The sequence below is a fragment of the Noviherbaspirillum malthae genome (assembly GCF_015352985.1).
Classification (GTDB): domain Bacteria; phylum Pseudomonadota; class Gammaproteobacteria; order Burkholderiales; family Burkholderiaceae_D; genus Noviherbaspirillum; species Noviherbaspirillum malthae.
Map to the genome: position 1 here is coordinate 1 of NZ_JACYXF010000140.1, position 5,957 is coordinate 5,957.

The 5,957-nt window shown below is 54.6% G+C and carries 5 protein-coding genes and 2 pseudogenes; all 7 read right to left on the reverse strand.

The features are described 5' to 3' along the window. Nucleotides 1-464: 464 nt before the first annotated feature. On the reverse strand, nt 465-1,292 hold the full coding sequence (locus IGW03_RS37050; RefSeq protein WP_228536345.1) for a hypothetical protein: 828 nt from the start codon (nt 1,290-1,292) through the stop codon (nt 465-467). 1,321 nt (nt 1,293-2,613) lie between these two features. Continuing rightward, nucleotides 2,614-2,862, reverse strand: a pseudogene (locus IGW03_RS38820) (IS3-like element ISGur5 family transposase); the annotation flags it as partial. A gap of 42 nt (nt 2,863-2,904) precedes the next feature. Next, nucleotides 2,905-4,416, reverse strand: a complete 1,512-nt coding sequence (gene tnpC, locus IGW03_RS37055; RefSeq protein WP_194727384.1) for an IS66 family transposase — start codon at nt 4,414-4,416, stop codon at nt 2,905-2,907. Between the two features lie 60 nt (nt 4,417-4,476). Then, complete coding sequence (gene tnpB / locus IGW03_RS37060; protein ID WP_194727385.1) at nt 4,477-4,833, reverse strand: IS66 family insertion sequence element accessory protein TnpB; 357 nt, start codon at nt 4,831-4,833, stop codon at nt 4,477-4,479. Next, complete coding sequence (gene tnpA, locus IGW03_RS37065) at nt 4,809-5,165, reverse strand: IS66-like element accessory protein TnpA (protein WP_194727386.1); 357 nt, start codon at nt 5,163-5,165, stop codon at nt 4,809-4,811. Before tnpA ends, tnpB begins: the two co-directional genes overlap by 25 nt. Nucleotides 5,166-5,250: 85 nt before the next feature. After that, nucleotides 5,251-5,671, reverse strand: a pseudogene (locus tag IGW03_RS38610) (transposase); the annotation flags it as partial. A gap of 99 nt (nt 5,672-5,770) precedes the next feature. Beyond that, nucleotides 5,771-5,957, reverse strand: a 187-nt coding sequence (locus IGW03_RS37080) for an IS3 family transposase (RefSeq protein ID WP_194727389.1), incomplete at its 5' end; no start/stop codon positions are given.

A 5,957-nucleotide genomic window follows, 5' to 3' on the forward strand; every position in this document is an offset into this window, starting at 1 on the left:
GTTTCCCGAGCTTTATATACAGTTTTACCGCCCGAATGCGGTCTTCGTATGAGTACATGAACTACCTTCAAGTAGTCCAAGTTCTGTCCGTACCTCCAAAATGAGGAGTATCTACCCGACGCTGACAAAGACGGAGTGCCGGAAGACGCCAAGAAAATCGCCGCTTGACCCGACAGTGTCATCCACAACAATTGACATTAACTCCTGACAGAAGCGTCAGCACTCTATGCAACGCTGCATCACTGACCCGTCAGTGGTCAAGAACGCAGAACACCAACCTAATATATTCCGCATTAAGGCGGCCGACATTTCCTTTTGTCAGCCGCCTCTGGCGTTGTTGCAATGTGCGATAACGTGATAGTCAGTCTCCTGACTAGGGAACGTACTTGTTGTTCACGATCAACATCAATGCATAGGCAGCGAGTTGTATTGGCCTAGCCAAACTACGCTGAGTAATGCAAGCATTAAGGTTTACCGTAATTCATCGGCAAAAACTGCAATTGATCCCAAGGAAAACCATCAAGTACGGCATACGAGGCGGTACCATTGAAGAGAGCGGGGTAAGGATCAGCTTTACCAAGCGCTGTGTACGATTTCGAGTTTTGTACACGAATGGAAATTGCACCCGCCTTATCCCATACTACGAAGCCATATTTTTGCGCGGCCTTGGCAATCGTCTTGGCCACTGGATGGATGTTTAACGCATCAACATTAATGTTGGGATTCAAGCGGAAGCGTGTGCCTTCAGGAATCCGGTTGGCAGCTCCTTGAGGGTTATATCCATCTGAGCGATTGGCCGGCCATGAAAATGCCCAGTGGCCTTCTAGATCGACCAGCGAAATGCCGATGGCATGGCGTATTTCACCCCGATTCAATTCTTCTGCCGTCACCTGTCCTCCGATGAATGGCAAACCTGTCGCAGTCGTGCCATACGGGTTAGTCCAAATGCCTGCACTTGTCGACGTGTTTTTCATTTGACCACCCCAGCATGCTTGCCACTGGCCATTCACCTTCCGGGTCACCCAGAATTCCCAGATGGTATTGGTTGATGGTTGATAAATTGTCATTTCACTATCGGTCCCATCAGCTGGAACCGCATGCGCAGGAATCGGTACTGCAGTCCATTGCGCAGTCAGACCCGGTTCGTTGTAACCTTTATTCTGGCAATCCCAAAAGCCAACCTGGACGGTCGGCGTTGTCGAGTCGGCAATGTAAACTGGACTCGAATAACTGGTCGTATTGATATTGACCGTTTTATAATAAGCGTTCTTTTGCCGCAAAAATTCGGACACGTAGTTGGCCGAGTTTGCATGCAGTGGGGCGTTAGCGGGAATGGGGGTGTACCAAAAACTCGTCGGTGAGAAAACGGCATCTGTATACAAGCCAGCGACTGTCGGAGACGTTGGGGCAGGGCTCGACGATGTCGTCGTTTCACTCGAATATTCACAATACTTCGGCATATTCGGTGCCGGATCACCAAATGTCGCGTTATCACACGCTATTGATGTTGTTGAAGTTTTGTAATTGAATGCTCCGTTTGCGCCATAGCGTACTTGGCGGGTGCCAGTGAATGAACACAGTGGAGGAGTCGCTGGTGTTGGCCAGACTTCAGCTGCACACCGGGTCCAGGTTACAGGTGTGCTTGCGGTAGGTGTCGTTGACGTCCCGGTCGTGGTAGGCGTGCTTGGAATGGACGAGGAACGCTTAACATAAGACCTACCCGCAGTCAGACTGGTATCGGCAGCGTCGCTACTTTGTGACGTTTCTGTTGAAGAATTTGTGGCGTCTCCAGACCCTCCTCCGCATGAAGCTAATAAAAGTGTGGCACCAGCGAGAGAGGACAATTTTCGTACAAACGTGCGATCGTCTAAGACGTTAAACATGAGGCAATTCCCAAAAAACAGTTGAACCGGGATACCCGGTCTTTCCAACAGGAATTATTGGGACTGTTGAATACCTGCAATAGTTCAACGCAGAAGTGAAATACGCCAACTTTTGTATGACGAAATGTTTCTAGAAATTATGTTTAGCGACTGAAGCAAATGTTGAACGCGTTGACATGCGCTCATATCGTTACTCTGAAACGATTGGTCTGCCCAGAAGAAATATTATTATTAAATATTGCATAACTGCAAATCAAATGAATGAATTGCAACGATTTTGTATAGGAAATATTCCTATGAACTGTACCGTGGGCAAGGAAGTTAATGATTTTTTGATAGTTAGGGAATCGTCACGAGAAACAATAGAGCTTGCATTTGAAAGCAGCATTACCTGGGCTGTATCCATGTTGCAATCTTAAATGTTGTATTTATTTATACAACACGCTAGCCCAAGGCAAGTTTTGGCAGCGGTGCAGTAGACCCACTTTCAGCCGTCCCATCTTGGCCGCTCTGAGTGCATAACCTTGTTCATTAGTTAGCAATGCACGCAAACGTCTTGACCTAGTAGGCTGACACGGCTCACTTTTCGGTTTTAAAGCGGTCCAAGAGGATTGGCCCTGCAGGAGACTGTGATGAACCGGAAATATGTGCTGCAACTCACTGCGCAAGAGCGGGCATGGATGTTTGTCGAGCCCTTGGCGGTGTTTGTCAACGTAGTTGTCGTGTCACCTCAAGCTGCTTGCTTTAGATGTACGGCGTGATTTCGCTCTGGATGGAGCCAGACCTCGTTCTCCAGTCTCCAGTTTCTTGTCTTCCCTGACCACCGCTTCGGATTGCTACGTTTGGCAGCGGCATACAGCGTCTCACGGTTGTGCAGAATCACCGGTGCGTGACCGGAATGACGCTGGGCAGGTGTCACGAATCTCAGACCGCTATGCTTGTGTTCCTGGTTGTACCAGCGCACAAACGTAAGCGCCCAGCCATCCCACGTTGACGAGAGGCCGAGCCACGAGTAGATGGGTTAGGCGGGTGTCCAGCGGTGGGGAAGGAGTTCAGTGACACGGCTGGCCGGCAGGGTCGGCAAACGCTCAAGGATGTCCTTCATGTAGGCATGTACATCATGGCCGTTCAGCCGCGCAGAGTGCAATAGCGTCATCACCGCAGCAGCGCGCTGCCCCGCTCGTAGACTGCCGGCGAACAGCCAATTCTTCTTGCCAATGGCAATCGGGCGGATCTGGTTTTCCACCCAGTTGTTGTCGATTGGCACAGCGCCGTCGTCCAGGTACCGCGTCAGCGGTCCCCAACGGTCCAAACTGTAATTGATGGCCTTAGCAGTCGCGCTGCCATCCGGGACTCGCTGGCGCTGCGCCTGTAACCAGGCATGCAGCGTATCGGCTGCCGGTCTGGCGAGTCGATTTCGTACTTCCTGCCGACTTTCGGCATCCAGATGTTGCACCTGCCGCTCAATATCGTACAGTGTACCGAACAGCTTCAACGCTTCTTCGGCGATCTGGCTCTTGTGGTTGGCATAGAGCTCATGGAACTTGCGGCGTGCATGTGCCATGCATCCGGCTTCGATGATGCCTTGCTTGAACAAGTGCTTGTAGCCGCTGAAGTCGTCACAGATCAGTGTGCCGCGCCAATCGCCAAGGAATTCTCCGGTATGCCGACCGGCACGGGATTCGGCGAAGTCGAACACCACCGCCTTCATGTCATTCATCGCCGTGCTGCAGTAGCTCCACAGGTAGGCACGATGCGTCTTGCCGTTGCCTGGTTTGAGCATCGCCACCGGCGTCTCGTCGGCATGCAAGACACGCTGTGCCAGCAGTTCCTGGCACAGCGCATCGACCAGCGGCTGCAACTGCACGCCGCACACGCCTACCCACTGCGCCAGCGTTGAATCGGGGATGGCGAATCCAGCACGGCCGTAGATGCCGCTTTGCCGATATAACGGCAGGTGATCGATATATTTGGCAACCAGAACATGGGCCAGCAGACCCGCGGTCGGGATGCCCTTGTCAATGATCTGCGGCGGTACCGGCGCCTGCACCAGCGTCTCACATTGACGACACGCCCACTTGCCGCGGACATGCCGCTCTACTGTAAAGACACCTGGCTGGTAGTCGAGCTTCTCGGCCACGTCTTCGCCGATGCGCTGCAACTGGCAGCCGCAAGAGCAGGTAGTGGAGTCAGGATCGTGGCGTACTTCCTTGCGCGGCAAGGACGCTGGCAATGGCGCACGCTTGGGTTGCTGCTTCCTGCCCTCATCGGCGGCCGACTTGGTCGGGTTGAGTTGCTCGATCTCGGCTGCGAGCGCCTCGATGTCGGTGTCGAGCGTCTCGAACAGTACGCGCTGCTGCTCACCGGTATAGGCTTCGCTGGAAGCGGCGAACTTGAGCCGCTTGAGGATGGCCATCTCGTGCGTAAGCTTGTCGATCAGGGCCTGCTTGCCACGCATCTCCTCCAGCAGCCGGCTGGCAAGCTGGCGCAGTTCGTCGGCGCCGAGAGTGGACAGGTCGAGTGCAGAAGTCATGCGCGGCAGTGTGCCAGAACAACTCCCGTTATGGAACAGAAACAGTATACGTAATAGGCATCAGACTACTGCAATGACGTGATCAGCTGTCAACGTCTTCCATGGCAGGCCGGTGGCCAGCGCCTGCAGCTGGTCGGCGTTGAGCGCTACGGTGGCAGTCGAGCCGCTATCGCTCCAGATGAAGCGGCCGCGGTTGAGCCGGCGGGCGGCAAGCCAGATCCCCAAGCCGTCATAGACCAGCACCTTCATTCGCGTGCCACTCTTGTTGGCAAACAGATAGGCATGGTGCGGGCGCGCGGCACCGAACACCTTGACTACGCGGGCCAACGCGGTATCAGTGCCGGTCCGCATGTCCAATGGCTCGGCAGCCAACCAGATGGCGTCGATGCGGATCACCGCAGGACCTCGCGCAGCCATGCCGCGCACTCTGTGACAGCTGACAGTGGCCAACTGACACTGGCTGTCATCGAACCACGGTGCAGTTCAATGCGTAGTGCGCTGGTGGCAGGCGCAAGGCCAGCGGTAGGCATGGGAACGGGAACGAAGGACGACGCAGGTGCTGCAACGGCATTGCGTTGGCGTTGCATTGCCCGGCCTCGCCACTTGTGCACAAGATTGGCGTTGATGCCGTGTGCCATGGCCACGGCGGCAATGGAAGCACCTGGGCGTTCGCATTCTGCCAGGATCTGTGCCTTCAGCGCTGGGTCATGCCGACGCCGGCGGGGTGTGGTAGGTGTCGTTTCTGTCATAAGGTGTCCACTTCAAATGAGGTGGACACGATCATCCTTATACGTCACATCCATGACAAGGTGAGTTCGCGGGGCGCTTACGCACAAACTCAAGCGTCCATGCCTGTGCTTCTTGCAGGCTGCCAAACGGCTTCTTCGGGTAATCGGGCCGGTACTTGCACGTGCGGAACAACGACTCCGCATACGCATTGTCATTGGAGACCCGTGGTCGGCTAAACGAAGCGGCCACCCCCCGGATGCCCCACGGTCGCCAGCATGGTGGCGCCTTTCATCGCGCTACCGTTATCCGAGTGCAGCACCAATGGACGGCCGGCCAACCCTTCGGAGAGACTGGCTTTGCGCATGAGCAGCGCAGCCAGTTCGCTCGACTCCGCCACGTGCACTTCATGCCCTACAATCTTGCGGCTGAACACGTCGAGCACCATGTACCAGAAAAAGTACTGTCCTTTTACTGCAGCGGGCAACCAAGTTATGTCCCAGCTCCAGACTTGGTTCGGTCCGGTCGCACAGTGGCTTATCGCCACCCGCTGTGAGGGCTTCTTTGCGCGCTGTCAGCGTCGGGTAGATACTCCCCATCGGGGGTGCGACGTAAATCTTGGACTGGTTTATGCCGTAAATCCGAGGCTCTTCCGGTATTCGAGGGGACTGAGTGAGCCAAGGGATATCTTGATGCGCTTTTCGTTATACCACCGGATGTAGGAGTCTACTACTTCAATGAACTGTTCTATGGTTGTAGAGTGCCAGTTCCGAGGGTAAAACAGCTCGGTCTTCAGTCGCCCAAAGAAACCCTCG

Coding starts and splice junctions, on each gene's coding strand:
- tnpC (WP_194727384.1), bottom strand. CDS start 4,416: ATGACTTCTGCACTCGACCTGTCCACTCTCGGCGCCGACGAACTGCGC.
- tnpB (WP_194727385.1), bottom strand. CDS start 4,833: ATGGCTGCGCGAGGTCCTGCGGTGATCCGCATCGACGCCATCTGGTTG.
- tnpA (WP_194727386.1), bottom strand. CDS start 5,165: ATGACAGAAACGACACCTACCACACCCCGCCGGCGTCGGCATGACCCA.